Source organism: Microvirga brassicacearum (genome assembly GCF_008757455.1).
GTDB classification, from domain to species: domain Bacteria; phylum Pseudomonadota; class Alphaproteobacteria; order Rhizobiales; family Beijerinckiaceae; genus Microvirga; species Microvirga brassicacearum.
This window is the reverse complement of the sequence record NZ_VCMV01000003.1, coordinates 304322-330132: the sequence shown is the minus strand read 5'-3', so window position 1 is coordinate 330132 and position 25811 is coordinate 304322. Positions and strand designations below refer to the sequence as shown.

The window sequence follows — 25811 nt, the reverse complement described above, 5'->3', positions numbered from 1 at the left end:
CTCGCGGCATGACGCCGCGAGCCTGCTAACGGAGGATTTCATGGAAACGGGAATTGTGGGGCAGCCTGCCCCTCCGCTCGAGCATATTCGGTGGGTCAATGAACATGGCGACGAGCGCAGCCCCTTGACCTTGGCCGAGTTGGGACAGGGTTTCAAGATACTGTACTTCTTTCAGGATTGGTGTGCTGGCTGTCATGCACATGGCTTTCCCACATTCGTGACACTTGCCGAGGAACTTCGCGAAAAGGGAGTTGGCCTGGCAGCCATCCAGACGGTGTTCGAGGGTTTGGACGTCAACACCTTCGATCGTCTGCGGGAAAACCAACGACGTTATGGACTGCGTGTTCCCTTTGGGCATGCTGTCGCTGGCTCGGCCTCGGAAGACGCTGTGCCCGCGATCATGGAGGCATTCCGCTCCGGCGGCACCCCTTGGTTCGTTGTGATCGCGCCCGATGGCCGCGTCGTGTACGACGGGTTTCGGCTCGACGCGAAGAGCCTCGTCCAGGCCCTTCGGCCGCTCGACGCCTGACAAAAGGGGAGCCTGCATAGCAGGCCGGCTTCCCTTCCCAACGCAGCAGCGGCCCCAGCCAGCATGGTGGAGCCGCTGTCGGTCAGACTTCTGTCGCTTCCGCGGTCGTGAAGGAGTATTCCACAGTGTCAAGGATTACGGCACCATTGCCACGACATTTTTCTCGACGCTAATGGTATGTCACAGTGCATAAGCTCTTCTACGAGGTAGATTTCGTACGAAATTTGCGCCTTGTCTAACCGCCCCATCAGCAGTTCCAGAGCAGGCCGGTAATCGCGATTACGATCGGCGCCGCTACGGCTGTGAAAGATTATTCCCGTTGGAGTTAGCTCAACGGTCGCATCAAGAGCGGCCCCCGAGGCAGAGCGTAGGACGATTGGTGTAGCCATCCTCTGAGACAATCAACAACTGCGTCCGCTGTCTATAGGTGATCGCAGGTCAGTCTCCTCCGATGCGATGATTGACGTCCCACGAGCCTCTGGCCGGATCCTCGCTAGTCAAACCATGGCAGCCCGCTATCACCGCCCAACAAGTTTCGTCGGGCTCAGATCGACTCCTTCAGTTCCTTGGCGGCACGGAAGGCGACCTTCTTTGAAGCCTTCACTTTCACAGGTTCACCGGTGCGCGGGTTACGCGCCATACGTGCCGGGCGTTTGCGCACCTGAAGAATGCCAAGACCGCTCAGACGGACCTTATCGCCTTTTCTCAGACTTTTCGTGATGGTTTCCATGACCTGGACGATGATCTCGTTGGCTTGACGCTTGGTGAGTTCATGCGCGTCGGAGATCGTCTGTGCGATGTGGCGGAGCGTCAGGATCGCGCTCGGGCTCGAGGCCGCAGATTTCGCAACCTTCTTCGCGGGGACCTTTCCCGGTGTCTTCTTTGCTATAGCCGCTTTGCCCGCGACAACCTTGGTCGTGGTCTTCTTGGAAGCAGCTTTTGACGCCGATGCGCTTTTGGCCGTCGTTTTCTTGACTGCAGCCTTTCGAGCAGGCGCCTTCTTGGCGGAAGCCTTCGCCGGGGTCTTGGCCAATGGGTGTCCTTTCATGAGTAGTCAGAGCGAATGAGTTTCAGATGTTCTGCACTCGTCCAAGCTGTAAATGCAATGATCTGGCTTCATGCAATCTCCGCAGCCAGCCACACCTCATCATCCTTGAGGAACGAGTGCAGGGTGAGGTCTGAAGGTTGGGTGCCGTCGAGAATCTGCTTCGCGCGCGCAGCAGGCAGGAACGCCAGCATGATGATGCGGGCAACGTAGCGTTCATCGGTCTGGTAGGCTTGGGCGATCTCCCGCATGGTCGTATAGCGCTGTGAGAGAAGGTCCTTCCACCAACGATGGGCTTGCGCGAGGCCCTTGGTCAGCACGGGATCCGGCTCCGGTTCGCGCGCGGCGCTGCCCTCAAGAATGAGACGGGTTTCGGCACCGCGGCGGGTCAGGATGAGCGGGCAAGTCTCCACGATGGGTGCTTCCCTGCCGGCGGCAAACTCTGAAAACAGGTCCGTCTTGATCGTCAGAGTTATCTCGGTATCAGTCAGCATGACTTGCTCGACAAGACCGAGCACGAAGGTGCGGCGGGCGACGGGGTCTGACGATTGCAGATGCGCGGCAAAAGTCTCGGCGCGAGCAAGGGCGGCCTGCCGGACGGCAATAGTCGATTGGGGTGCTGCCATATGAGCGAGCACCCAGGTCTCGTTGCAAAGCAGGCCGGACAGGATGCGAATAACGCCGTCATCGACCTCACCGGCAGGGACCCGCCAGCCCTTCCGGTCGGTGCTCCCTCTCGGGGTCGCAGCGGGATGTTTCCTCCCCGCTGCGCGTTTCATGAGGCTGGCGCTGACATAGTAGCGGTAACGGCGACCGCGTTTGACGGCATGAGATGCAAGGAGCGGCTGGCGGGACGCATCGACCAGCAAACCGGTCAGCAGGCTCGGGTTTTTCGCCCGCACCTTTAATCTCGCGCCCTGGCAGTTGTCAGCCAGAAGTTCCTGAACCTGCAGCCAGAGCGCCGGATCGATGATCGCCGGGTGCTGGCCACCATAGACCTTGCCCTTGTGAGCGATCTTCCCGGCATAGAGGGGATTTTGCAGGATGCGGTGGAGATGACCGCGGGAGAAGGCTCTTCCGCCCGTCATGCCCTCAGACTCCCCCGTCCTGATCTTCGTCAGCAATCCCCGATGCGCGAGAGAAGCGGTGAGCGCGTCGACGGATCTCTGCTCGAGATAGAGCTCGTAGATCAAGCGGACGGTCTGCGCCTCGTCTTCGTTGATGACGAGGGTCCGGCCAGCGGCCTCATAGCCGATGGGCACGAAGCCGCCCATCCACAGACCCTTCTTCTTCGAAGCCGCAATCTTGTCGCGAATGCGCTCCCCCGTCACCTCTCGTTCGAATTGGGCGAACGAGAGCAGCACATTGAGCGTCAGCCGCCCCATGCTGCTCGTGGTGTTGAAGGCCTGGGTCACCGAGACGAAGCTGACACCTTTCTGGTCGAAGACATCGACGATGCGGGCAAAGTCGGTCAGCGACCGGGTCAGGCGATCGACCTTGTAGACCACCACCACGTCAACAAGCCCGGAGGCGATATCGGTCAGAAGTCTCGACAGACCCGGCCGCTCCATGGTGCCGCCGGAGCCGCCATCGTCGTAGAGGACCGGGATCGCTTTCCAGCCCTCATGCTTCTGCGAGGTCACGTAAGCCTCGCATGCCTCGCGCTGGGCATGGAGGGAGTTAAAATCCTGCTCCAGCCCCTCCTCGGAGGACTTGCGGGTGTAGATGGCGCAGCGCAGCTGGCGGCTCGGGTCACGCATGATGATCAGCCCCTGCCGTTTCCCTGGCGCTCGCCCTGGCCTCGATCCTGGCGGCCCGTGTCCGTTGGCCCTTCAGCTTTGGCGACACCGCCCTTCCCGCGCCCGACTTCTTGAGGCCAAAGAACACCCAGCCGTTCCAGCGTGTCCTGGTGATCAGGCGGGCAATCTCGGACAGGGACCGATAGCGCTCGTCGTTCAGAGGAAGCTGACGCCATCGACCGTGACCTCATGCACCTGGCCCTGCCATTCCCGGATCAGGCGGGTCCCGCTGCGGATCTTCCTGTTGGGTTTTGGCGGTGCGGTCTCGCCAGTGGGTACGATCTGCCGCACAAGTCCATCAAGGCACCGTTGGGTATCAGGGTTGAGACCGCCATCGCGCTTTTCCGCGAGAGCATGAACGACTGCCCGGCGCAGCAGCTTGCCACGGATGAACTTTGGCAACGGCGCACCGGTCAGCGCGATGTAGAGCGATTTCAGATCATCAGACGACCTCCCCTCAAGGCCGTTGGAGTCTGCATCCTGATGAGACAAGCGATGGTCGGTCATCATCACGCCTCACCACGCGCGGGCAACGCGCGGTACACCGACCGGCCATCCGAGGCTTTGGTCCGCTCGATGGTCACGCCTGAATGCCGCAAGCCGGTCAGAGCCGCGCGAGTGGTGTGGGCAAGCCAACCGGTCGCCTCAGTCAGATCGTCAAGGAAAGCACCCTCATCGCGATGCAAGAGGGCCAGAACGAGGGCTTTCTTAGTTCCATCGCGAAAGGCCGGAACAGGTGGCTTGTCGCTTCGAGGCTCGATTTTCTCAAGTTCAGGCTCAGCTATTGTGCGAGCCGACTTCTTATCAACTGGCTCCGGATCGTCGACACCGATTTCCCTGAGGCCAGCCTTCGTAATCTTCAGGCCAATTTTGCCATGGTTGGCGTCCTCCCGCCATGAGGGCTGGCCGAAGCTAACAGTCGTTTCCGCAACCAGACCGTTGGTAATCAGACTTCCGGCGACGCGGGTCGCAGCTCCGCCACGAAGGTGAGGTGGCGGCAGGAGCAGGTCGTCTCGCTGAGAGGCGGCGGACAAGAGGATCAGTTGCGTGTCGGAGAGCAGAGGATTGCGTCGGTGTTTCATTCGGCCACCCGGTATCTGGCGTCATTGCCGCCACCATGGATGCGTGGTGTTGCCGATCAGTCGAGCGAATAGAGTGTCCCATAAGCGCGTTTTGCGCGGACAGTTTATCATCTTCTGATGTCGGCGGTTTGTCCGTTTGCGGTGCGCGGCACAGCCGTAAAGCACCCGACAGCTCTGGTCACCGTCTCCATTTCGGGTGAAAGTAGTTGCTCGCGCTCGTGTATAATACGCTGTTGTTGCGGGCACACGCACCCATCTTGAATTGTTGTTTTTATTGACGACATTTTTGATTGGGACCTCGCACCAACTGAAAGGTCGGCTTCGCAGGGAGCTGAAACCACCGACCTTTTGCGGCGGCTGGATTCCTGGCCAGAGACCTGTTCCGGCTCGTCAGAGCGTTGTCTCCTGCTAAAGTCTCGCCGCCAGGGTCAACCGGTACGGCAGTTTCCTACTGTGGCAGACTGACAGTCTTCGAGATCGTCTCACTACATTGGAGGAGGACGGGATGCGGTAGCTTATTAACTCTGCCCGAACGATCAGGAGGCCATGTTGCACGCGAAAGACTATTCGGCGACGGAGGCGCTGCGTGACGGAGGCGTGGTCGAAATACGCGCACTCAAGCCTGAAGACCGCGCGGACCTGCTCGCCGCCATCGGCCGGGCAAGCCAGCAATCCCTTTACCGACGCTTCTTCGCGTTCAAACGTGGCTTTACGGAGCAGGAGGTCGACTTCTATGTCAATGTCGACTTCATAAGCCACGTTGCCCTGGTCGCTTTGCTGGAGGAGAGCGGACATCCGGTGATCGTCGGCGGCGCGCGATACATCGTGATGCAGCTAGGCAAAGCCGAGATCGCCTTCGCCGTGGACGACGAACACCAAGGGAAAGGAATCGGCGCAGGCCTGATGCGCCATCTCGCTGCCATCGCGCGTGAAAGCGGGCTCACGGAACTGATCGCCGATGTCCTGCCGGAGAACGCCGCGATGCTGAAGGTGTTCGAGACAAGCAAGCTTGGGGTCAAGATCACGCGAGAGCCAGGCGTAATTCATATCGTGCTTCAAATCACATGAGCCCGAAGTGAGTCCGGCCACGCTGTGATCATCGGATTACATCGGCGGCCGGTGGCAATGGCTCAAACTGTCAAGGGATTGTCCCGATCGATCAAGCGTGGGGTTCGGGCGAGGCTAGGATGGTTCAAAGACTGGTTCGAGAGGCGCAGCTCTCATCTCGCTCCGAGATGAGAGTGAGGACGTTTGCACCACACTTTGCGGCTCGGCTATCAACGGGAGAATGGGCCTATGACGCGCTCGAGCAAGAACAAGCCGTTCCCGCCCCTTCCGGAGACATCTGAGGTCCCGGGCATGGACCGTCGCGCATTTCTCATGCGCCACGCCGCCATCGGCGCGGCGGCGGCGATGACCGGGACCACCTGGGCACCCGAAGCCCGTGCGCAGCAGGCCGCGAAAGAGGCGGTCGCTCAGCAGGCTGCAAAGGACGCCTCCGGGCTCAAGATGAGTGGCACGCTTTCGCCCGACCTAGACGTCGTCAAGAAGTCGAAAGGGCCGGTGATGACCGTGCTCGAAGAGTTCTACAAGGTAGGGCCAGGTCCCTCGAGTTCGCACACGATCGGACCGATGCGGATCACGTACGATTTCTATCAACGCTGCACGAAGCTGCCAGCCGACCAGCTAGCGCAGGCGACCGGTCTCAAGGTACATCTGTTCGGCAGCTTGAGCGCCACCGGTAAAGGCCATGGCACCGAGCGGGCCTCGTTGGCGGGTTTGATCGGCAAGGAGCCGGCAACCGTGGATCCTCTCTTCCTCGACGAAATGATCGCCAAACCCCAGCAAACCTATCCGGTCCAACTCGGCGGCAAAACGTTCAATCTTTCCCTCGCCGACATCATCTACGACGCGCCGAAAGGCGAGTTTCCGCACCCGAACACGATGACCTGCAAGCTTATGGCAGGCGACAAGGCGTTATCCGAGCTTGAATATTATTCGGTCGGAGGTGGATTCATCGAGTGGAAGGGTTATGAGCCCCCCAAAAAAGGCCAGCCGAAATACCCCTATTCCACCATGAAAGAGCTGCGGCGGCACGCGGAGACGAACAACCTTTCGATCGCCGACGTGGTCATGGCGAATGAGGTCGCGGTATCCGGCAAGAGCGAGGAACAGATCAACGCGTTTCTGGACAAGATCGCCGGCGCAATGCTCGCGACGGTGAAAGCCGGCCTCTCCATGAAAGATGATGTCCTGCCTGGCCCGATCAAGCTTCACTCGAAGGCTGCGACCGTCTGGGAACGGGCGATGGATCAGAAGTACGAGAGCGACCGCGCGATCGCACTGGTTGCCGCCTGCGCGTTGGCTGCATCGGAGGAGAACGCCCGTGGCCACCTTGTCATCACCGCGCCCACGGGTGGCTCTGCAGGTGTTATGCCGGCGGTTGTGTATGCGCTTACAGAGAGCCAGCGGAAGGTGCCGCTGGAGAAAATCCGTCAGGGTTTGCTCGCCGGCGCGGCTGTCGGATATCTGTGCAAGCACAACGCAACGCTGTCTGGAGCCGAAGGCGGCTGTCAGTCCGAAGTCGGAGTGGCTTCGGCCATGTCAGCTGCCTTGATCGCGCAAATCATGGACAGCTCGCCGCAGGTCATCGAGAACGCAGCAGAGTCGGCTCTTGAGCACCATCTGGGCATGACATGCGACCCAGTTGCGGGCTACGTGCAGGTTCCCTGCATCGAGCGTTGCGCCTTTGGTGCGGTGAAGGCCTGGACTGCCTTTATGGTCGCCACCAACGAGATCGCGAGCCGCCACCGCGTCGATCTTGATACGACGATCAAGACGCTGGCCGATACGGGTCGGGACATGAACGCTAAATACAAGGAAACGAGCGAGGCGGGGCTGGCACAGAACCTTGTCCTCTGCTGAGTCCTTCGCCCGCCGAGTGAGAGAAGTGCTGAATCAAAGACGAACGATCGTCGCCGGGAGGAAGCTGTCATGCCAGGTGAAGCCATTGCCACTCAGACATCCGCGGATACCCTGAAGCAGGCAGCAGGACACGAGAGAACCGGATCTTTCGCGGTCAAAACAACGCCACCCACAACGGAAATCGCAGTCTCGGTCGCTGAATGGTCGGGCTTCGCGCCAGGGCGGTGGCAGCATGCCATCGACGTCCGCGATTTCATTCAACGCAATGTCACGCCGTATGACGGAGACGAGGGATTTTTGATCGGCTCCACCGACCGGACGAAAGCTGTCTGGGCCAAACTTCAGCCTTACTTCAAAGAGGAAATCCGCAAAGGCGTTTTGGACGCCGATGCCAAAACTCCTTCTTCGCTCACCTCGCATCCTCCCGGGTACATTGATCGCGACAATGAAGTGATTGTCGGTCTGCAAACCGACGCGCCATTCCGACGGGCCATCATGCCGTATGGAGGCCTCCGCATGGTCGAAGCGGGTTTGAAGGCGGCCGGCATTGAGCCGGATCCGATCGTGCACGACATTTTCACCAAGTATCGCAAAACCCACAATGAAGGTGTCTTCGACGCCTATACGCCGGAGATCATGGCCTGTCGGCGCAGCCACATCATCACGGGGCTGCCGGACGCCTACGGTCGGGGCCGGATCATCGGGGACTATCGCCGGGTGGCATTGTACGGAACCGACAGGTTGCTGGAAGCAAAGCGCGCTGAGCGGGCATTGCTGGACGCGAAATGGCCGACCGATGACGTGATCCGCGAGCGCGAGGAACTGGCCGAGCAGACGCGGGCACTGAGTGACCTCGCGACCATGGCCAAGAGCTACGGCCTCGACATCACGCGGCCGGCGGCGAATGCGCGTGAGGCGGTGCAGTGGACCTATTTCGGTTATCTCGGAGCCATTAAGGAAGCCAATGGCGCTGCCATGTCCATCGGACGTGTTTCGTCCTTCCTGGACATCTACATCGAGCGCGATCTGAGCAGCGGCGCTATCGATGAGGCGGGTGCTCAGGAACTCGTCGATCAGTTTGTGCAGAAGCTCCGCATCGTACGATTCCTGCGCACGCCGGACTATGACGCGCTGTTCTCGGGCGACCCTTATTGGGCAACCGAGTGCATCGGAGGTATGGATCTTAACGGCCGGCCACTGGTCACGCGCACCAGTTTTCGCATGCTGCATACGCTGACGAATCTCGGGCCCGCGCCAGAGCCCAACATCACCGTGCTTTGGTCGACGCAACTTCCTGACGGCTTCAAGCGCTACTGCATCAAGGTTTCGGCCGAGACGTCGTCCATTCAGTATGAGAACGACGACCTCATGCGTCCCTATTGGGGCGACGATTATGGAATTGCCTGCTGCGTGTCGGCCATGCGCATCGGCAACCAGATGCAGTTCTTCGGCGCGCGGGCCAACCTCGGCAAGTGCCTGCTATACGCCATCAATGGCGGGCGGGACGAGGTGAGTGGCGACCAAGTCGGCCCAGCGGTGGCGCCCGTGACCGGCGAAGTTCTCGAATTCGACGACGTGATGACGAAGTTCGACAGCATGATGGAGTGGCTGGCACAAACCTATGTCCATGCCATGAACTGCATCCATTACATGCACGACAAGTACTACTACGAGCGCTTGGAGATGGCGCTCCATGACCAGCAGATCCTGCGCACGATGGCTTTCGGCATCGCTGGACTGTCGGTGGTGACCGACAGCCTCTCCGCGATCAAACACGCAAAGGTCAGGCCGATCAGGCGTGAGGACGGACTGATCGTCGCTTACGAGACCACGGGTGACTTCCCGAAATACGGCAACAATGACGATCGCGTGGACTCCATTGCGGCCGACCTCGTCTCCACCTTCATGAAGAAGATCCGCAAGTATCCAACCTATCGCAATGCCGTTCATACGCAGTCGGTCCTCACCATCACGAGCAACGTCGTCTATGGCAAGAACACCGGCGACACGCCGGATGGCCGCAAGGCCGGGGAGCCCTTTGCTCCCGGCGCCAACCCGATGCATGGCCGTGACAGCCACGGATGGCTCGCATCGTGCCTATCCGTCGCCAAACTGCCTTACGCTGATGCGCAAGACGGCATCAGCTACACCGTGTCCGTGACACCGAGCCTCAACCGCCTGGATGAGGGCCAGAAGATCGCTCAGGCGGTGAAGGTGCTCGACACGTATTGCGGCCAGGGAGGGTTTCACATGAACCTCAACGTCCTGAATCGCGATACATTGCTCGACGCGATGGAGCATCCGGACAAGTACCCGCAATTGACGATCCGGGTTTCGGGCTATGCGGTAAATTTCGTCCGCCTCACGAAGGAGCAGCAAATGGACGTCATCAGCCGTACTTTCCACGGTGAGTGAGGCTTGACATCATGGCCGACGAACCTTGGGCCAATAGTCGGTACGCGTTGCGTCTGTCACAATCTCCTGACGCGCCGGAGACGGCCGAATTCAACGATCCACGGGGCGATGTCGGATGGATCCATTCGTATGAGACCGGATCCACCGTTGACGGACCTGGAATTCGCGTCACAGTGTTCATGAGCGGCTGTCTGTTGCGATGCCTTTATTGCCACAACCCCGATACATGGCATCTCAAGGACGGTACGCGCGTTTCCTTCGAGCGTGCCGAACAGGCATTGACGTCCTATGCGGCGGCGCTGCGTGCCATGGACGGTGGGCTGACCATATCGGGCGGGGAACCGTTGGTTCAAATGCATTTCACAAAGAGGCTGTTCGCATCCGCCAAGAGGATGGGAGTCCATACCGCTTTGGATACATCAGGTTTTCTGGGTGCGCGTGCCGACGATGATTACCTTCGCCTGGTCGATCTCGTGCTGCTCGACATCAAGTCGTGGGACCCCGCGACGTACCGCCGTGCCGTGGGCCAGGATCTGCGTCCGACGCTTGAGTTTGCCGAGCGTCTGGCAAATCTCGGCAAGCCTGTTTGGGTCCGCTTTGTGTTGGTGCCCGGCCTGACCGACGATCCTGCAAATGTCGAGGGAATCGCCCGGTTCGTGGCGCCAATGAGCAACGTCGAATGGGTCGAGGTCCTCCCATTCCATCAGATGGGCAGCTTCAAATGGAAGGCTGCAGGACTCGACTACGAGTTACTCGATACCCCGTCGCCTTCACCCGATCTGGTAGCGCGTGTGCTGGGACAATTTCGTGACGCGGGCTGCCGTGCAAGATGAGCGGTCCAAATGATTGAAGTCCTTCGCACCCTGCTTGAATCGTCCCCCTTGCTGGCGTTGTTTCTCGCTATCGCCACCGGTTATGCACTCGGCCAAATCTCGTTTGGGGGAGTTTCGTTTGGCGCCGGCGCAGTCCTGTTCACCGGCCTGATCATTGGGGCCATTGCGCCGAAGGCTGCGCCTTCCGGAATGGTTGGAACCATCGGCCTTGTCATGTTCGTGTACGGCGTCGGCATTCAATACGGGCCGCAGTTCTTTGCCAGCCTTCGCGGCCCGGGCATCAAGTATATTGCTCTGGCGACATTTGCAGTGGTCGCCTCTCTCGGTGTCGCGATGTTGCTTGCCGGGCCTCTTGGAATTTCGCTCGGGACGGCGGCCGGACTCTTTGCCGGTTCGGGCACCAGCACGCCGACCCTGCAAGCGGCATTGGCCGCGGCAGGTAACCAGGATCCGGCGATCGGCTACTCGGTGTCGTACCCGTTCGGTGTGATCGGTCCCATCATTCTGATGACGATCATGACAGCGCTGGTCAAACCCAAATTCTCGCCACCGTCACAGAATGTGCGACTTGCCGAGCTGACCCTTGAATCCGGCGACCGGGAAAGGACTATCGAAGAACTCTCCACGACGTTGCCGGCTGACGTCAAGATCGTCGCCGTACGCCACGATCACGTGAATGCTCCTCCTGTTTCTGGAACAAAATTGGAGCCGGGCGACGGTCTGCTTTTGGTCGGCAGCCCAAGCAGCATCGAACAGGCCAAGGCATTCATGGGGCGAGAGGAGCCGGGCCGCCTGAGCCGCGATCGTGCGAATTATGATGTGGTGCGGGTGTACGTGTCCAAAGCGGCTTTCGTCGGCAAGCCTCTTGGCGATCTTGTTCTTCCCGACTTCCCAGTGACGATTTCGCACGTGCGCCGGGGGGATTTGGAACTCTTTGCTTCATCTGATTTGACGATTGAATACGGCGACCTGCTCGTGGCTGCGGTTCCTACAGGCAGGCAGGCCGAGGTCCGGCGCCATTTCGGCGACAGCATCAAGGGCAACGCCGAATTGTCCTTCGTCTCGATCGGTGTCGGGATCGCACTCGGCTTGCTCCTCGGCATGATCCCCGTTCCCCTGCCGGGAGGCGGCACATTCAGCTTGGGCGTGGCGGGCGGGCCGCTGGTCATGGCGCTTATCCTTGGCTGGCTCGGCCGTACCGGCCCAATCGGCTGGAGAATGCCTGTTGTGGCAAATCTCGTTCTGCGGAACCTAGGACTGTCGATCTTCATCGGGTCGGTTGCGATCGGCGCGGGAAGCCCCTTTGTACAAACCGTAGCGTCTAACGGAATACAAATCCTGCTTGGCGGAGCCGCCGTGCTGCTCACATTGGTGCTGATCGTGCTGGTCGGCGGCTATCTGCTGCGCATTCCATTCGACGATCTGCTCGGCGTCTGCGCCGGCTCAACCGGAAATCCCGCAATCGTCGCCGCAGCTGGGCGTCTGGCTCCAACCGACAGGACCGACATTGGTTATGCGATCTGTTTCCCAAGCACGACCATCGTCAAGATTATTGCTGTTCAGGTCCTGCTGAGCTGAGTTTGGGACACGCTTGAAGTGGTGCTGGTGGGCAACACTGGGCGTGATTGTACGAAAGTGAGGCAACTCCAGCCCCAGGTTGGCTTGACGAGTTCTCCGATCTGCCCACGCTTGCATCATCGCGAGCGTAAGTTTGATCTCGGAGCCAATACTATGCCGCATCTTCGGAGCCTGATAATCGGTTCTGCTGCCGGGCTCGCTGTTGTTACAGGCACTCAAGCTGCCGATCTTCCCATCGCGAAGGCAGCTCCCGTCGAGTACGTTCGCGTGTGCTCCACCTACGGGCAAGGCTTTTTCTATATCCCCGGTACCGAGACATGCCTGCGCATCGGCGGTCGGGTTCGTGCCGACTACCTCTACGCCGAGCCATTCACCCGCGCTCAGGACATCACCGGCTTTCGTGCCCGTGGCCGTCTGAACCTCGACACCCGCACGATGACGGCGTATGGCCTGCTGCGCTCCTATATCCGGTATGAGATCGATCGCAACTCAGGTGCGTTTGCAAGCCCCGGGGAGATTTCTACCAACCCGAAGATCAACCAGGCCTATGTCCAGTTTGGCGGCCTGACGGCCGGACGGGTCACGTCGTTCTTCTCGGACTCTGAACTGCCGGCGCCGAACTTCGGCGATCTGCGCTTCGACGACCCTACCAACGCGGATGTGGATCTGCTCGCTTATACGTTCTCCTTCGGGAATGGCTTCTCGGCGACCCTATCGCTTGAAGATGCGCTCGAACGTCGCGTCAACAACCCACTCGTGTTCCCGCTCTTCGGTGTGGGTGCGGCAGCTCCGCTCCCGTTTAATTACGGTGGTCAGCGCGTGCCGGATGTGGTTGCGAACCTGCGCTATACCGGCACCTGGGGCAGCGTACAACTCTCCAGCGCGCTGCATCAGATCCGTGACGTGGCGGCCGGCGTCACCACCGTCGACGGTGTCGTCGTCCCCGTGCTCAACCCGCTCACCGGCCTGCCGAACCCGACCTTTGCTGACACGGATTATGGCTTCGCGATCGCGCTGAATACTGTGGTCAAGCTGCCGTTTCTCGGCGAGGCCGATACAGCCTGGATTTCGGCTACCTACACGGATGGTGCGGTCGGTTACATCAATGCCGGCCAAGCAGGCCCCATCAACGAGGGCGTAATCAGCGCCGGCCCGCTCGCGCTGCCCTTTGCGGACGCCTTTGTCGATCCATTCACGGGCGAGTTCAAGACCAACAAGGCCTATGGCGTCGCCGGCGGCCTCAACCATAACTGGAACCGGGCCTTCGCGACGAACATCTTTGGGTCGTGGATGCGCTTTGACGCTCCGGCGGGTGCCCGGTTCATCGTACCGGCGAATGCCGCGACCATCACTGCCGGCACGGCCGGCACTGCGACGGGCCTCCTCGACTTCAACGAGTACCGCATCGGCACCAACACCATCTGGACACCGGTCACCGGGCTCCAGATCGGCGTCGAGGTCCTATACACAAGGGTGGATCCACGGGGACGTGTTGCAGTTCCACTCACGACCGCCGCCGGCGAATCGACGGGCTTCTTTAAGTCGACGGGCTCGGCGGATAGCTGGGAGAGTCGTCTACGTATTCAGCGCGACTTCTGAGATTCCGGTGCGAGAAGCCTCTATCTGGTTCGTTCGCCGATCACATAACCCGACGTTGGACATCAGCTTTTCTTCTCGGCCGTCCACCGTCCCGAACAGGCCACGCGTCCCGCGATGGCCCAGTCGCCGGAACCCAAACGTCCCGACAGGTTACCCGTCACATCGACCTGTGTCTTGTTGCGTCGGATGCTGCCCCGAATGCGCCCGCTTGCCTCTAGCCCGCCGGAGACGTTGACCTTCTCCATCTTTCGGCCGGCATTGCGCATGGTCCCATTCTCAATCGCCACAGCATAGCGACGGGCTCTGACGCAGGCGCCCTTCTCGGGGATGGCCTCGACACTCCAGCGCCCATCGAACTGCTGCTGCGCAAGGGCCGCGTTATTGATGAGGGTGAATGTCACAGCAAGGAAAAAGCTGGCGAGAACACGACGCATAGGACGTCTCCTGTTTCAAGAATTCGTGCAATTCCTGGCGCGGTATAAAGCCGACTTGGTCACCTTGGTGTAGTGGATGTCTATGCAGAAATGACACTACTGGCGACAGTCGGTGTCTCCCGCGTTCGAATTACCCGCTTCAAATCCCGCGTCTGTGCTATATTCAGCACGGCGCCCGTCGCCTTAGGAGCATGTCGTACAATAACCCGTAGATCGTCGACATCTGTCCCAAAAGGGCAAAGTGGTGTCCCAAGACATCAAGCACATCGGCTGCCAGGGCTGTAGAAAGAACCGCTCCGAATGATCAGACAGACGCAACATTTGACTGGAGGAAGGTAATGGCTCGCATTGGATCGTTGTCCCGCGCCGGACTGGCGCTGGCCGCATTCACCGGCCTTTTCATGGTGACGGAGTCTGCGAATGCAGTTATCTATTGCACGACGGTAGGCGTGCCGAGAGGCTGCATCGCGCGCCCAATTGCGCCGGTGGCCCGGCGTGCCGTCGTCACTCCCGGCGTAGGTGCAGTGGGCGTTGGCGTGCGCCCCGGCACCCCCATGAATCGCGGCGGTCCGGTCAATCGCGCAGGCCGGCGCTGAAAGGCGCCCGCCCGCGGGAAACCGGCGATCATACCGGCCCTGGCTCTGTTTCACTGGAGCGCCCCCAATCCTGGAACAGGGTATGGGCGACGGCGAGCAGGACAGGGCCGAGGAACACCCCGACGATTCCGAACGTCACGAGGCCGCCGAGCACGCCCAGAAAGATCAGCACCATCGGCATCCTGACGCCACGACTAATGAGGTAGGGACGCAGGACGTTGTCGAGGGTGCCGACGAAGAGACCGTTCCACGCCATCACGAATATAGCCCACCCCGTATGGCCATCCGACATCAGCCAAAGGCCGGCGGGCAGCCATAGCACCACAATACCCAAGGGCAATAACGTCAGGACCACGCCGATGGCGCCGAGCACGATGGCACCCGGGATTCCGGCCAACCAGAAGCTGACGCCCAGCAGGATGCCCTGGACGAGTGCTGTGCCGAGAACCCCGTTGACGACGCTCACGATGGTCATCCCGGCGGTCTGCAACACGCGCTTCGCCCGCCATCCGCCCAAGCGGGACATCCCCCATCCCAGACGGCTCTCGACATAAGCGCCATCGCGATAGAGAAAAAAGGTCAACGCGATCCCAAACACGACCTGAAGTGTACCCGTGACGAGCGAATATCCTTGTTGCAGGAACCACTCGCGCAACGGTTTCATGTAGGGCGCGAGTGCCGGTCCGAGTTTCACACCCCGCTGCGACACCTCGAGCCATATCCGCTCTGCCTCCGCTCCAACCAACGGCAGGCGTCCGAGCCAGCCAGGCGGCGGCAGACCCTGTTCGATGGCTAAACGGATGGCCGCGTTCAGCTGGGCGAGGTCGTCCGCCAGGTTCGCGCCCAAGGCCACGAGGGGGAGTACGAGCAGGGCGGCGGTCATGAGGGTCATGACCAGGGCCGCGGCTGTCTGCCGCCCGCCCAGCAGATGCTCAATCCGGCGGAACAGCCGCCATGTCGACACACAGAGGATGACGGCGAGCAGGATTGCCGTCAGGAAGGGCCTGAGAACAAGGAAGCAGCCGACGAACAGGACCAGAAGCAGCAGAAGGCCGAGCGCCTTCTCGACGTAGGATGCCTCGAGGGAAGCGGGTTGCTCCGAGGTATTCACGGTCTCGCGTGGATCCACGGTCTGCACGGCTCTCTCCTCACGCTCCCTATGCAGGAGCCCCTCACGCCATGATGCTGAGCCCGCCGTCGACATAGGTGGTCATTCCGGTGAGCCGCCTGGCGAACGGCGTCGTCAGGAAGGCCGCCGTGAGGCCGACATCCTCGATGTCGACCAGCTCGCCGATGGGCGCCCGTTCGACAGCCTCCGAAAGCAGGACATCGAAATCCTTCAGGCCGGAGGCCGCCCGGGTTTTCAGGGGGCCCGGCGAGATGGCGTGCACCCTGATGTGCTGGTCGCCCAATTCGTAGGCGAGATAGCGCACCGCGCTCTCCAGCGCCGCCTTCACGGGGCCCATGAGGTTGTAGTTCGGCACCACCTTGTTGGCGCCGTGATAGCTCATCGCCAGGAGCGTTCCGCCCTCACTCATGAGGGGCGCGGCGAGCCGTGCCATGCGGATGAAGGAATGGCAGGAGATGTCCATCGCCACCTTGAACCCCTCGTCGGAACTGTCGAGGAGCCGTCCCTGCAGATCCTCCTTCGGCGCAAATGCGATGGAATGGAGCGCGATGTCGAGGCTGCCCCAGGTCTCACGGATCTGCTGGAAGACGGCTTCGAGATCGCCGTGACAACCCACATCGCAGGGCGCAAGGATCGATGCCCCGAGCTCCTTGGCGAGAGGCTCGACATAGGGTTTGGCCTTTTCGTTGAGGTAAGTGACTGCGAGATCGGCCCCGAGCTCGCGGAAGACCCTGGCGCAGCCATAGGCAATCGAATGCTCGTTGGCGATGCCGATGACGAGAGCGCGCTTCCCCTGAAGAACCTTCGACTGGAAGGCGACTTTAATCGGGTCAGTGGATTGGTCGTTCATGAGCTCGCCCTCGTGCGTCGGTTGTCGTTGGCGCGGCCGGTGGAACCTTGTCTTGCGCCCGCCGCCGGGTCGTCATCGGCCCACTTTTTGCTCCACCTTCCGTGCCGCTTTCGGAGAGCAGACGCCGGATCTCGCCGAACAAGGCAATTTGCTTGGCATTGGCTTCGACCCGGCCCTCCAGGCGGTCGAGCAGATCAAGCAGGCTGCGCCGGTCATCGGACGTCCGCAGGAGCTTCGGAAGTGCCAAAAGGGCCTTCACCGGCTCCAGGTCGACGATGTAGGACTGCTCGCGGATGATTGCGCGCGCAGCCTCCGCCGGCAAGTCAAGGAGACCGATGTCCTTGCCGACGAGTTCGCGTGCCCGTTTCATGGCCGAGAGTCGCCGCCGTCCCGTGCCGGCCTTCATCAGCAAGAGGGCCGCACGGACGATGGCCTTCGTCAGGTCACCCTCCTCGATATGCGACAGCGCCTCCTTGACCAGTGGAGTATCGCGCACGTCGACGAGTTCTTCCGCAACGGCGCCCGTGTCCGCTGCCGCCATGCCGATGCTGGCTGGGCCGTAGGTGCGGAAGAAAATGTTTTCCACCGACGCATCACGCAGGTCGCGATAGAAGTCCCACGAGGCGGAGGTGATGGCTGCCGTCCAGCGCTCCATCGCCGCCATCGGGCCCTCGTTGTCGCGGGGCGCACGGTTCGCCCGGACCATGTCGGCCATGCCCCCGAGAGGCCAGAGGAAGGGGTTGATATCCGATACCGCCCAGCGCTGCACCCGCTGGGGATGGACGGCTCGCCTCATAGCCGCGCCAGCGGGTGTCGCCATCGCCGAAATCGCCGGATGAACGAACGTTTCGTAGGTGGACGCAAGCATCTCCGAGACGGCCTCAACCGTTTCGAACGGGACCTCATCCTTGCGGCCGTATTTCTGCAGGACCTGAAGGTCCTCGACCCGTCGTTCGGTCAGCAGGACATCGTAGAGCACGCTTCCGTTCGTCTTCTGCTCCTCGACCAGCATGCCATAGAGGCCAGGGGGAAGATGCTCGATGTAATCGATCAGATCGACAATCTGAGTGTGCTCGCGCTTGGCGACCTGGCCCGAGACGAAGATGCCGAGATGGCCGACGCTCTTGTGCATCAGGCCTACGATCACCTGCCCGTTCGCCTTGAGGGCTTCAGTGGTCGGATAGATATCCGCGACCCAGTTGAATGCCTGCTGGGGCGGCGTGATGTTGTCGCCGAGTGAGGCGAACAGGATAATCGGCGACTGGATCGACCGCAGGTCGTATGCGCGTCCCTCAGACCATTCCGCCTGGCCCTGCGAGAGGTTGTTCCCCACGAACAGGTTTTCGACGATCCATTTGATCTCCTGGCGGTCCATCAGGAAGAAGCCGCCCCACCAGCGCTCGAATTCGAGGAAGCGCTCCGGCTCGGTGTCGATCTTGGAGAAGAGCGTATAAAACTTCTCGAAGTAAGTATTGGCCGGGTTGAGGTATTCAAAGTTCTCGACGAGGGAGGCGCCGTCGAACGTGCCGGCGCCTAGATCGCTGGCGAGGAGTGCGGGCCAGGTGCCCCCGAGGATGCCGCCCGCGTAGCGCATCGGGTTCTCGCCGTCGTTGCCGGCCCAGTAGGACATAGGCGCTCCATTGATGACAATCGGCCCCACAAGATCGGGCTCGATGGCGCCGAGGAGCATGGAGGCCCACCCGCCCTGGCAGTTGCCGATTACGACCGGCTTGCGGGTCTTCGGATGACGCTCGCCGATGATCCGCAGGAACCCGGCCTCGGCGCGGGAGACATCGGCGAGGGTTTGCCCAGGCACGGGCTCGGGAAAGAAGATTACGAAATAGACTGGATGCCCGGCTTTCAGCGCTACTCCGACCTGCGAATCCTGCTTGAAGCCACCGATGCCTGGTCCGTGGCCGGCCCGCGGATCGATGATGACGAAGGGCCGGCGATTCGGATCGGTCTTGGTGCCATCCGGTGGAACGATGCGCACCAGGGCATAGTTGGCAGGCCGCTCAAACGTGCGGGCATCTGCAATCGTCTCCCATTCGAAATCCAGTAGCGGCGGTTTGCCAGCCTTTTCGTGTTCGAGCCAGTTATTGCCCCGCTGTCGCAGGGTATCCCAGAACAGGATTGAGCGCTGCGTGAAGTCAAGCCAATACGCACCGGCGTCCCGCCACAATTCCGGAGGCGACATCGCGTGGATCGAGTCCTTGCTCGATGGCGCGCTCGCGGCATTCACGGCGTCGAGGTAACGCTGCAATGCGTTTGTGCACCGCTCTTGATAGACCTGAGCGACTTTCGTTTGCGCGCTGGCGAGTTCGGTCATCCTCTTCTCCAGCCCGTGTTGAAGGATTGTGGTCGTCGGGTCGTTTCGTGGCATGACCGTCCCCCTCTAGGGTGGATTGAGATTACGCTTGGTTTCGCCCCACTTGAGGAAGAAGCCGACGTCGCCCGGCAGACCGCCCGGCCATTCGATGATCATCGCCGACAACTTGAAACCGGCGGGCCTGAGCCGGTTCTGCCATAACTCATAGGCTTGACGCGGACGTCCGGTCAGAGTTTCGGGCCAAGCCGGGTCAGCGTTGTTGATCGCACGGCCCTTGTCGGTGCAAAGGATGCTGGGGAATCGCATGACCATCAGCTCCGTTTCGCCACGTTGGGCTGCAGCCCGCAGTTTTGCCCGCAGCGACTGCACAATGTCCTTCAAGCGCTCGGGAGTCAGATCAATGGGCTCAGCCAGCCGCTTGATCAGTTCCTCGCGCGCCTTGCCGGCCCGATCCATTCCATCGACCGACTTCATGGCTTTCGCCATCTGCATCTCGGCCATGTAGTTCCGCAAGTCGTCGGCCGACATGAACGTCTCGTCACCAAGCTCATGCTCGACTTTGGCGTCTTCCGGTTTGGTCTTCAGTGTCACCATGACATCAATCTCCCTGTTCAGGATGCGAGACTGGCTTGCGTGGCGCCGAGCAGGCTGCGCGTCTGGCGTGCGATCACCAGTTCCTCGTTGGTGGGGATCACCCACGCTGTAGGCCCCTGTCCGGAGGAAATCCGTGGGCCACCGGTACGATTGGCGGCCTCGTCAAGGACGAGGCCGAGCCACCCGAGGCTGTTGGTGACCTCGGCGCGGGTCGCAACGTCGTTCTCGCCGATCCCGGCCGTGAAGATGAGCCCGTCGATGCCGCCGAGCGCCGCGACAAGTGATCCGATTTCTCGCGTGATCCGGTAGACGAACAGGTCGATGGCGCGCTTGGCATCTGGATTCGTCGTCGCTCTCTCCCGAAGGACCCGCATGTCATTTGACAGACCGGAAACTCCAAGTAGGCCGGACTTAGTGTAGAGCATGCGCTCGGCCGCCTCCGGAGTGAGCTTCATCTCGCGGAGCATGTAGAACACCACCCCTGCATCGACAGCACCGCAGCGCGTTCCCATTGGGAGGCCATCGAGGGCGGAAAACCCCATCGTCGTCGCGATGCTGGTCCCTCCTCTGAGGGCGCACAGGCTTGCACCGTTGCCAAGATGCGCGACGATCACCCGCCCCTCGGCGAGGTGCGGGTCGTAGTCCTTCAGGACGGACGCGATGTAGTCGTAGGACAGCCCGTGGAAGCCGTAGCGCCGCACGCCGCGCTCCCGAATCTCCTGAGGTAGGGCGAACAAACTCGCAATGTCGGATTGGCTTTGGTGAAAGGCGGTGTCGAAGCAAGCGACCTGCGGCAACTCCGGAAGGCGGCGGCGCATGATCTGGATCGGCTTCAGATTGTGAGGCTGATGCAGCGGCGCGAGTGGCACCAGCGTTTCGAGCGACCGGAGGACGGATTCATCAACCAGCTCGGGGCCGGGAAAGGCCTCGCCGCCGTGGACGACTCGGTGCCCGATGGCCGCGAGCTTGCGGCCGTCCTGATGCCCACGCAGCCATGAGACGAGGTGCATGAGTGCCTCCTCGTGCCCAAATACGTCCGCTGATGCCCAAGACATCTCATCCAGATCCGCCCCGCCTGCGTGCCTGACGATGAAGTGTGCGGCGCCGCCCAAGCCTTCGTAGAGACCCTTCCAGACGAGCCGCGGCTCCGCATCGTCCACTATCTCGAAGACCTGAAACTTGAGGCTCGATGATCCTGCGTTGAGGATGATGAGGGCGGGGATCATGTTTCAGACCTCCGGGATCGCAAGTCGGGTGCGTTGGGCGTCAGCGACCAGCGAGGCCACGGCACACGAGGCCAACCGGGTGATCGCCGAGTCGGCCCGGCTCGTGAGGATGATCGGCACGCGGGCGCCGAGGACAATGCCTGCGGCGTCGGCGCCTGCGAGGAAGGTCAGGCTCTTTGCGAGCATGTTACCGGCTTCGAGGTCTGGGACGACGAGAACATTGGCCTGCCCGGCCACCGGCGACTCGATCTTCTTGATCTTCGCCGCGCCGAGATTGATGGCGTTGTCGAGGGCCAGCGGACCGTCGAGGATCCCGCCCGTGATCTGCCCGCGGTCGGCCATCTTGCACAAAGCGGCAGCCTCGATGGTCGAGGGCACCTTCGGGTTGACGGTCTCCATCGCCGACAGGATCGCCACGCGGACCGGATCAACCCCAAGCGCTCGGGCAAGATCGATGGCATTCTGGACGATATGGACCTTGTCCTCGAGCGTCGGCGCGATGTTGACGGCGGCATCGGTGATGATGAGCGCGGTATCGTGACCGGGAATGTCCATGACGAAACAGTGGCTGATCCGGCGGGCCGTCCGCAAGCCGCCCTCTCGGCGAACGACGGCGCCCATGAGTTCGTCCGTGTGCAGGCTGCCCTTCATCAGCGCCTCGGCCTTGCCGGACTTCACGAGATCGACGGCCGTCGCCGCTGCCCCATGGCTGTGCGGGGCCTCGACGACGCGCAACTCGGAAATATCCTTGCCGAGCGCCTCCGCAGTGGCCGTGATCTTGTCCTGCGGCCCAACCAGGATCGGGTCGATCAGACCGAGCGCGAACGCCTCAATCACGGCTCCCAGAGAGGTCGCATCGCAGGGGTGCGCCACCGCGACCTTCAGTTTCGAAACGGACTGGGCGGCAGCCACGAGCCGGTCATACTTGTCGTGCTGCCGCGGGCTCCCGTGAGACGCATCCTGAGCTGAAGCCGCTGCCGCCATGATTGCCTCCCGCTATGCACCGATGGGTTGTTTGATTAATGAATCATCTGAATGCCGCCGGACGTGCCTGACAGCCTCGTCGGAGCGAGTTTTGGGCCCGAGTTTGGGCCAATGAGCTTTTGGGCCAGTACCGGCAATTGCCCGGCTCGTTTGCAGAGGCGAGTATGGCCCTTCCCAGATATGCTGCTTGACTGGTTGGGCCATTGTTTTGACAGTTTAGGACTCGCATGCACGAAATGCGCCAAGCCACCGGGGGCTGCCTATGGGCAGCGATAGACGATCTGGCCGTAGGAGTTCACGACCTGCGCGCAGCCGGGAGCGGCATAATAGTAAGACCCTGCCGCCGCGGCTCCGGCGGCTCCAACAGCCACCGACCTGCGAGTGGTCCGTCGAGCCACGCCGGCATAGCTCATGGGTGTCGCGGGGCGCCCCACTCTCGCCTCCGCTTGGGAGATGAACGAGCTGGATGGAGCGAGCCCGGCGCCGCTCCAGAGTAGGACCGTGCTGCCAGCCGACAATGCGAGCGCAACGAGACGGATTTGCGTGAGAGTGCTCATTTCGCACCTCCGGGAACGATACCCGCGGGAATTTCATCGATGTCCTTGAGCAGAGTGATCGCAACGCCGCTGGAGCCTTCCGGCGGCTTGAAAGCAAATGCATCCGATGCCGGGCTGACGCCGGTCTTCCAGTCCCTGAGCCGCAGCGTGTACTGGGGTGCCGCGCCGACCGCCTTGCTGGTGATGACGTATTTGCGCGGCAGTGGCCGGTCACCGACCTCGACCCAAATCTGCCAATCGGTGTCGAGATTGCGGAAGGCGAGATGTTCGCATTCAACGCCCTCGACAACGCCGCGGCCGATATGCTTGCCCTCCAGCACACCCCCCATGAGTTCCTCGTAGGGCTTCGACAGCAGGAGATCCGCACCCGGAAGTTCGAGCATGGCCTCGGTCCGGAGCCTATCGACAACCTCGTCGAACGAACCGGCGGCAGGAACCTGGGCGAATCTGTTTCCGCCGCGGTCATAGACCGTCACCTTCGAACCATCCGAGATGAGTTCGACATCGGCGTAGCCGCCAGTCCGGGTAATACGGAACTTGTTCGGGCGGCTCATGGTGACGTCACCGGAGGCGCTGAACTGGATCTTCTCGACGGCCGGAGTCACCACCTCGACATCGGCATCATATTTCAAGGACAGGTTGTCCTGCCGGCCGACATAGTCCGCCATGGCCTTCAAAATATTCTGAGCCTCTCCTTCCGCGGCCCACCCGACGGGCGCGGGAAGGCACGTTATCGCCATTGCCGCGAGAAGGCCCAGCGCGGACTTCGTGAGCGCAGCGCCCGAACGCGAACCGTTGCCTGGGTTCATCGCGTAATCCTCCCTGGACTTCCTCAGGTCCGATCCAGCGGAGTCCATCCGCTCGCCCTTTGGATCAACAGTCCCACCGATCATCCTAGGCGAGCTACAGCGCCGTGCTTGACCGGCCGAGACAATCTCTTGACAGTTTAGGCCGTGGGCGCGTCACCCATGATGGATTTCGGTGCGCCAGGTGGTTGGCGTTCGGCCCGACCAGCGCCGGAAGGCGCGGGTGAAGGCGCTGGCCTCCGAATAGCCGAGGGTCGCCGCGATCTGAACGAGCGATACCCTGGAGTTCTCCAACAGTTGGCGGGCAATCTCGAACCGGATTTCGTTGGTAATGGCCCTGTAGCCCAGGCCGCTGCCCTTCAGGCGGCGGCTCAGGGTGCGGCGGTGCATCGCCAGCAATTCCGCAATAGCGTCGGCCGAACAGCGATGGCTGGTCAAGCGCGTGCGCAGCAAACGCCGGATGTCGTCCGGGAATTCGGATCCTAAGTCATCCTTCAGTTGGCTGATCCGCTCCTCCAGCATGGCCCGCAACAGAGGATCGGCCCCGGCGATGCTGCGCTCCAGGTCACGGGCAGGAAAAACGATGGCGGCGATCTCCTGATCGAACCTGACCAGGGCGCGGAAATGGCGCCGGTACGGCTCATGATGGGCAGGGGCAGCCCGGCGCAACAGAACCTCGGTCGGGTTCCAGCCGGGTCCACACAGGGCCCGGATGGCGTTGACCGCGCACGCAACGGCTCCGTCCGAAATTTGGTCCGCGCTTTCGGCCTCGGGATGATAGACTGAGAGGGTGAACAGGGCCGCGTCATCGCTGATCGTGAGCCGGGGGACGGACCCCCGGTTCTGGATGCTAAGATTGGATACGAGCGCGCGCAACGCGTCGCCCACATTCTTCGAATGCAGCATCAAGCGCCCGACCATGCCGAGGGACAGGATCGTTGCGCGCTCGCCGACTAGAAGCCCGAAATGCGGACAGTCCGTGCGGGCCACGCTCAAGGCGAACAGCTTGCCCAAGGACGCATATGGGATCACGTTCGCCTCATCGTCGAAGACACGCGGGTCGAGGCCCACTTCCCTGATGACCGGATCGGGATCAATGCCGAAATCCCGCAAGGTCGGCGCGATTTCCTTGGCGACCCCCAGGCGAATGTTGCCGGAGGGAAGCCTCCGCTCGGGTGCTGCCAAAACGCTCTGGCGCGACGAGGCGAACTGCTCTCTACCGACCCTCGTGGGCCGAGGGAAGATGTCGTTGGTCATCGCCTCGCCCGCCTCGCAGAAATCTAGAGATGATCGCGAAACCGCTTAGTCGGCGCATTCGAATACGGAACCGAAGACGAATGCTTGTCCGGTACAAGGATAGCACAGGTCTGTGGACAATTGAGGCAACCAGCCAAATTTTCGGCTCGTTTCACCTCTCGCCGCTCCCTCGAGTCAGGCCAAGCCCCGCCACTGTACCAATCTCTCGCCGATCCCGTTTTTACCGTCATCACGAGCAACGCTGGTACTGAGTCCCGGTGGTATCCTGCTCGTTGAAGTAGCGCTTGAGAGAACGGTCCGGGGTCGTTGCCAAGAGACTCTCACCTCACTGCCCGCAACGGCATTTGCGCAATCGAGGACGAGAACCTGGCGGTCTCCGGCCGGCTCGACCGACTTGCGGCTTGGATCCAAAAAACCTCCAGGTGATCCAAAACCATCCGACGAGAATATCGAGGCTCTTGCGGGCAGAGCGGCAGGCCTTATCGCCCGTGGGACTAGTCGAACTCGTTCGTGTTCTCGCCTGTCAAGCGGCTCATGATGCCGATCGGTACCGCCCTGTCCCCTTCTGTTTCCAATGTCATTCACCGTGAACCGGAGGATCGTCCATCATGACCAACCCTGAGTCCATCTCGACTGTTCAGAGGCCCGCCGCCCCGGACAGATCGAACGATGCCCGACGGCCCCGTAGGCGCGTCGAGATCAGTAGCCCGCCACGACCGTGCCGCGGGCCCGCCCGCCTGAGGTGCGGCAGGAGCATCCGGTCCCGACCGGAGCCGCGTTGGTCAGTGCACAGGTCCGGACCGAGGTTGCACAGTATCCGCCGGCCGCCGACGAGGCGGGCGTCTGATACGTGGTGGACGGGTATGTCGAGTATGGGTAGTTGTAGTACGGGTACGCGGCCGCCGCCCCTATGACGCTGCCCGTGACCAGCCCGGCGCCAACCCCCCAGCCGCCATAGTAGGGGTAGCGCCCGCCATAATAGGGATAGCGCCCACCGTAATATCGATACCGTCCGCCAGTCGCACCATAGCCGTATCGCCAATCACCACGATTGCCGACGCGGTTGTCGAAGCGGCCACCAGGATTGGCGATCGCCGTCTGCCGAAATCCTCCGGCTCCGGGGCCGATGCCGGCTACCCGGCCTGGCACGCCCGGTCGCGCGGCAATCGCGCCACCGCGGAAGCCACCCGCGCCCATTCCAACCCGGGCACCGCCCATCCCACCCCGCGGGACATACATCCTGG

At 61.5% G+C, this 25811-nt stretch carries 24 protein-coding genes; 8 read left to right on the top strand and 16 right to left on the bottom strand.

Annotation, left to right across the window (positions count from 1 at the left end):
* Nucleotides 1-40 precede the first annotated feature (40 nt).
* Nucleotides 41-529: a peroxiredoxin family protein gene (locus tag FEZ63_RS03285; RefSeq protein WP_150942202.1), complete on the top strand. Its 489-nt coding sequence runs from the start codon at nucleotides 41-43 to the stop codon at nucleotides 527-529.
* A gap of 544 nt (nucleotides 530-1073) precedes the next feature.
* Here FEZ63_RS03285 and FEZ63_RS03280 read toward each other — a convergent pair.
* From FEZ63_RS03280 to FEZ63_RS03260, 5 genes are all read right to left on the bottom strand, one after another.
* A complete protein-coding gene (locus FEZ63_RS03280) occupies nucleotides 1074-1562 on the bottom strand; it encodes an HU family DNA-binding protein (RefSeq protein WP_338042192.1) in 489 nt (162 codons plus the stop codon).
* 83 nt (nucleotides 1563-1645) lie between these two features.
* The gene (locus FEZ63_RS03275) at nucleotides 1646-3334 is read right to left on the bottom strand and encodes a recombinase family protein (protein ID WP_150942200.1); all 1689 of its coding nucleotides are present in this window, start codon (nucleotides 3332-3334) and stop codon (nucleotides 1646-1648) included.
* Nucleotides 3327-3533: a DUF2924 domain-containing protein gene (locus FEZ63_RS25880; protein ID WP_150942339.1), complete on the bottom strand. Its 207-nt coding sequence runs from the start codon at nucleotides 3531-3533 to the stop codon at nucleotides 3327-3329. Before FEZ63_RS25880 ends, FEZ63_RS03275 begins: the two co-directional genes overlap by 8 nt.
* Nucleotides 3530-3883: a DUF2924 domain-containing protein gene (locus FEZ63_RS25875; protein WP_150942199.1), complete on the bottom strand. Its 354-nt coding sequence runs from the start codon at nucleotides 3881-3883 to the stop codon at nucleotides 3530-3532. The genes FEZ63_RS25880 and FEZ63_RS25875 overlap by 4 nt, the downstream gene beginning before the upstream one ends.
* Nucleotides 3883-4455 (bottom strand): DUF3489 domain-containing protein, encoded by a 573-nt coding sequence (locus tag FEZ63_RS03260; RefSeq protein WP_150942198.1) that lies wholly within the window; start codon nucleotides 4453-4455, stop codon nucleotides 3883-3885. The genes FEZ63_RS25875 and FEZ63_RS03260 overlap by 1 nt, the downstream gene beginning before the upstream one ends.
* 546 nt (nucleotides 4456-5001) lie before the next feature.
* On the opposite strand from FEZ63_RS03260, the gene FEZ63_RS03255 reads away from it, so the two are divergent.
* The 6 genes from FEZ63_RS03255 (at nucleotide 5002) to FEZ63_RS03230 (ending at nucleotide 13805) form a co-directional block, all read left to right on the top strand.
* A complete protein-coding gene (locus tag FEZ63_RS03255; RefSeq protein ID WP_150942197.1) occupies nucleotides 5002-5523 on the top strand; it encodes a GNAT family N-acetyltransferase in 522 nt (173 codons plus the stop codon).
* Nucleotides 5524-5835: 312 nt separating this feature from the next.
* Complete coding sequence (locus FEZ63_RS03250) at nucleotides 5836-7380, top strand: L-serine ammonia-lyase (protein WP_244622609.1); 1545 nt, start codon at nucleotides 5836-5838, stop codon at nucleotides 7378-7380.
* Nucleotides 7381-7449: 69 nt separating this feature from the next.
* On the top strand, nucleotides 7450-9795 hold the full coding sequence (pflB, locus tag FEZ63_RS03245; RefSeq protein WP_150942195.1) for a formate C-acetyltransferase: 2346 nt from the start codon (nucleotides 7450-7452) through the stop codon (nucleotides 9793-9795).
* A gap of 11 nt (nucleotides 9796-9806) precedes the next feature.
* On the top strand, nucleotides 9807-10628 hold the full coding sequence (pflA, locus tag FEZ63_RS03240; protein ID WP_150942194.1) for a pyruvate formate-lyase-activating protein: 822 nt from the start codon (nucleotides 9807-9809) through the stop codon (nucleotides 10626-10628).
* A 9-nt stretch (nucleotides 10629-10637) separates the two neighbouring features.
* Nucleotides 10638-12206: an aspartate:alanine exchanger family transporter gene (locus tag FEZ63_RS03235; RefSeq protein WP_150942193.1), complete on the top strand. Its 1569-nt coding sequence runs from the start codon at nucleotides 10638-10640 to the stop codon at nucleotides 12204-12206.
* Between the two features lie 153 nt (nucleotides 12207-12359).
* Complete coding sequence (locus tag FEZ63_RS03230; RefSeq protein WP_150942192.1) at nucleotides 12360-13805, top strand: porin; 1446 nt, start codon at nucleotides 12360-12362, stop codon at nucleotides 13803-13805.
* A gap of 62 nt (nucleotides 13806-13867) precedes the next feature.
* Here the strand turns inward: FEZ63_RS03230 and FEZ63_RS03225 are convergent, their stop codons facing one another.
* Nucleotides 13868-14239: a hypothetical protein gene (locus FEZ63_RS03225; protein ID WP_150942191.1), complete on the bottom strand. Its 372-nt coding sequence runs from the start codon at nucleotides 14237-14239 to the stop codon at nucleotides 13868-13870.
* A 338-nt stretch (nucleotides 14240-14577) separates the two neighbouring features.
* Between FEZ63_RS03225 and FEZ63_RS03220 the strand changes: the two genes are divergently transcribed.
* Nucleotides 14578-14835 carry a hypothetical protein gene (locus FEZ63_RS03220; RefSeq protein WP_150942190.1) on the top strand — a complete coding sequence of 86 codons (258 nt, stop codon included), beginning with the start codon at nucleotides 14578-14580 and terminating at the stop codon, nucleotides 14833-14835.
* A 28-nt stretch (nucleotides 14836-14863) separates the two neighbouring features.
* On the opposite strand, the gene FEZ63_RS03215 is transcribed toward FEZ63_RS03220, so the two are convergent.
* The 10 genes from FEZ63_RS03215 to FEZ63_RS03170 all read right to left on the bottom strand — a co-directional run.
* Entirely contained in the window at nucleotides 14864-15973 is a 1110-nt protein-coding gene (locus tag FEZ63_RS03215; protein ID WP_244622608.1) for an AI-2E family transporter, read from the bottom strand.
* Between the two features lie 34 nt (nucleotides 15974-16007).
* Complete coding sequence (fabI, locus tag FEZ63_RS03210) at nucleotides 16008-16814, bottom strand: enoyl-ACP reductase FabI (protein WP_150942188.1); 807 nt, start codon at nucleotides 16812-16814, stop codon at nucleotides 16008-16010.
* On the bottom strand, nucleotides 16795-19143 hold the full coding sequence (locus FEZ63_RS03205; protein WP_201274072.1) for a DUF3141 domain-containing protein: 2349 nt from the start codon (nucleotides 19141-19143) through the stop codon (nucleotides 16795-16797). The genes fabI and FEZ63_RS03205 overlap by 20 nt, the downstream gene beginning before the upstream one ends.
* 66 nt (nucleotides 19144-19209) lie before the next feature.
* Entirely contained in the window at nucleotides 19210-19737 is a 528-nt protein-coding gene (locus FEZ63_RS03200) for a hypothetical protein (RefSeq protein WP_150942186.1), read from the bottom strand.
* 17 nt (nucleotides 19738-19754) lie between these two features.
* The gene (locus tag FEZ63_RS03195; protein ID WP_150942185.1) at nucleotides 19755-20963 is read right to left on the bottom strand and encodes an acetate/propionate family kinase; all 1209 of its coding nucleotides are present in this window, start codon (nucleotides 20961-20963) and stop codon (nucleotides 19755-19757) included.
* Between the two features lie 3 nt (nucleotides 20964-20966).
* Nucleotides 20967-21947, bottom strand: a complete 981-nt coding sequence (locus tag FEZ63_RS03190; RefSeq protein WP_150942184.1) for a phosphate acetyltransferase — start codon at nucleotides 21945-21947, stop codon at nucleotides 20967-20969.
* A gap of 260 nt (nucleotides 21948-22207) precedes the next feature.
* Nucleotides 22208-22504, bottom strand: a complete 297-nt coding sequence (locus tag FEZ63_RS03185; protein ID WP_150942183.1) for a hypothetical protein — start codon at nucleotides 22502-22504, stop codon at nucleotides 22208-22210.
* Nucleotides 22501-23313, bottom strand: a complete 813-nt coding sequence (locus FEZ63_RS03180) for a DUF2092 domain-containing protein (RefSeq protein WP_150942182.1) — start codon at nucleotides 23311-23313, stop codon at nucleotides 22501-22503. Before FEZ63_RS03180 ends, FEZ63_RS03185 begins: the two co-directional genes overlap by 4 nt.
* Before the next feature lie 153 nt (nucleotides 23314-23466).
* Entirely contained in the window at nucleotides 23467-24567 is a 1101-nt protein-coding gene (locus FEZ63_RS03175) for an AraC family transcriptional regulator (RefSeq protein ID WP_150942181.1), read from the bottom strand.
* A 699-nt stretch (nucleotides 24568-25266) separates the two neighbouring features.
* The coding region (locus FEZ63_RS03170; protein WP_210251571.1) for a hypothetical protein at nucleotides 25267-25811 on the bottom strand (545 nt) is incomplete at its 5' end.